Raw genomic sequence first — 2,602 nt, forward strand, 5'->3', positions numbered from 1 at the left:
ATAGCAAGAATAAAAGGTCTCCTGATGGTTTTCGTGGTAGCCCTGCTGGCGACTGCCTGTACGGCCCATAACACCATGGTCAGCAGTTCCGCCCGCGCCAAGGATCACCAGGCCGGTGAGCATGTCAACAAAGTGCTAGTGGTGGCGGTGGTCAATGACACCCAGGCCCGCGATTCGCTGGAATCCAATGTTGTGGCGGCTTTGAAAGCGCAGGGCGTGGAAGCAACAGCATCCGCCCCGGTATTGGGTGACCAGTACAGTGAAGGGAAAACCCGCAAACAAATGGCTGCCGATATCGCCTCGAAAGGTTACGAAGCGGCACTGGTAATCAGTGTTATCGATATCAAGGAAGAAATGCACTACACCCAGGGTGGCACCAATTTTGCCCCGGATATCGCGGTGTCCGGTGCCATGGGCCAGACCTATTACGTGCGCCAAAATGCTACCTACGAGCCTGGTTATTTCAGCAATGACAAGAAGTACTTCCTGGAGTCCAATCTGTACCGGCTTCAGCCGGAAGGGCTACTATGGAGAGCCAAATCCACCACGGTAAACCCCAGTGACCTGCAGGCAGGGACCAGCGGTGTGGCCGATGCTGTTGTGGACCGTATGGCCAAGGATGACATGATTTAATCTCTGGCCTGCGCCGTTTACCGGGAGCCTTGGGCTCCCGGTTTTGTTTGTGATGCTAAATCCCGATTGAATGAACGCGACACACCTTTCAGGAGTCACCATGATCGAATACCGGATTCGCCCGCTGCGCCCCGAGGCGCACCTGTTTGAAGTAACCCTGACGGTGGCGGACCCGACCCCGGAGGGGCAGGCGTTCAGCTTGCCCGCCTGGATTCCTGGCAGTTATATGATTCGCGATTTCGCGCGCCATATTGTGCATGTGGAAGCCAGTAGCCATGGTGAAACCTTGCCTGTGGCCAAACGGGACAAGCAAACCTGGCAGGTGCCCCCCTGTGATGGCCCGGTACAACTGCACTATCACGTTTATGCCTGGGATTTGTCCGTGCGTGGCGCGCACCTGGACACCACCCACGGTTATTTTAACGGCAGCTGCGTGTTCCTGGCCGCCATGGGCCATGAAGATCAACCCTGTCACGTTGCCATAGAGCCCCCGCAAGGGCATGCCTATAACGGCTGGCAAGTGGCGACCGGCCTGGCACGTGAGTCCGGCTCGGAGTTGGGTTTCGGTATGTTCCTGGCGGACAACTACGATGATCTGATCGACCACCCGGTGGAAATGGGGCCGTTTGAGTATGCCCAGTTCGAAGCCTGTGGTGTGCCGCACTGGGTGGTGTTGGCTGGGCGTCATAAAGCCGATATGGCGCGACTCTGTCGGGATCTGAAACCGATTTGTGAACACCATATCCGCATGTTTGGCGAGCCGGCGCCCATGGATCGCTATGTTTTCATGACGCTGGTCACCGGCAATGGTTATGGCGGACTGGAGCACCGTAATTCCACCAGCCTGATGTGCCCCCGCGATGATTTGCCTCGGCGCAGCGATGAGCCTGGCAAGGTTCACGACGGCTATCGTTCCTATCTGGGGCTGTGCAGCCATGAGTATTTTCATACCTGGAACGTGAAGCGCATCAAGCCCGCTGCGTTCACCCCTTTTGATCTGTCACAGGAAGTGCATACCGAATTGCTGTGGGCGTTTGAAGGGATCACCAGTTATTACGACGATCTCTCCCTCACCCGCACAGGGCTGATTGCGCCGCAGAGTTACCTGGAGCTGCTTGGGCAAACGCTCACGCGGGTGTACCGGGGGCAGGGTCGCCATAAACAAACGGTGACGGAATCCAGCTTTGATGCCTGGACCCGCTTCTACAAACAGGATGAAAATGCGCCTAATGCCATTGTCAGCTACTACACCAAGGGCTCACTGGTGGCGCTGGCGCTGGATTTGACACTGCGTAACCTGACCGGTGAGGCAAAGACTCTGGATGACCTGATGCGAGTGCTGTGGCAGCGCTACGGGCAGACCGGTGAGGGCGTGCCGGAGCAGGGTATTCAGCCGCTGGCAGAAGAAATCGCCGGTTGCGATATGAGCGATTTTTTCAACCAGGCCCTGTACAGCACAGAGGATTTGCCGCTGGCTGAATTGTTGGCAGAACGTGGGGTGGAATTGCACTGGCGTAGTGCTGCCGGCCACGGGGATAACGGCGGCAAAGCAGGCAAGGATGGCATTCCCCATCTGGGCGCCAGGTTGGTGCCGGATACCATGGGGGCGAAAATCGCGGTGGCGTTTGAGCAAGGGGCCGCCATGGCGGCGGGGCTATCCGCTGGTGATGTGATTATCGCCGTGGATGGCCTGCAGGCCACCACCGGCAATATTGATAATCTGCTGTCGGGTTTCCTGCCCGGCGAGGTCATGGAGATTCATGCTTTCCGGCGTGATGAGTTGATGCGGTTCAAGGTCAAGGTGGAAGCCACCGAAGCCAGCACTGCATTCCTGACTATCGCCAAAGGTGGGCTGACAGAAAAAGGCCGTGCGTGGCTGCACGCAAAATAGCGGCACGAAATCCGTTTGTTATCCGCAGGAGTGACTTGAAAAGCACTCCTGCCCAATGGCAATTAAANGACCGATACC

Annotated in this window: 2 protein-coding genes; both read left to right on the top strand. The window is 57.2% G+C overall.

What is annotated here, in order from left to right; genetic code table 11:
- The coding region (locus tag A3754_RS21385; protein ID WP_369817639.1) for a hypothetical protein at window positions 1–633 on the top strand (633 nt) is incomplete at its 5' end.
- A gap of 100 nt (window positions 634–733) precedes the next feature.
- Window positions 734–2,524, top strand: a complete 1,791-nt coding sequence (locus tag A3754_RS21390) for a M61 family metallopeptidase (RefSeq protein ID WP_063521282.1) — start codon at window positions 734–736, stop codon at window positions 2,522–2,524.
- Window positions 2,525–2,602: the final 78 nt, after the last annotated feature.

It is taken from the genome of Alcanivorax sp. HI0083, assembly GCF_001635175.1.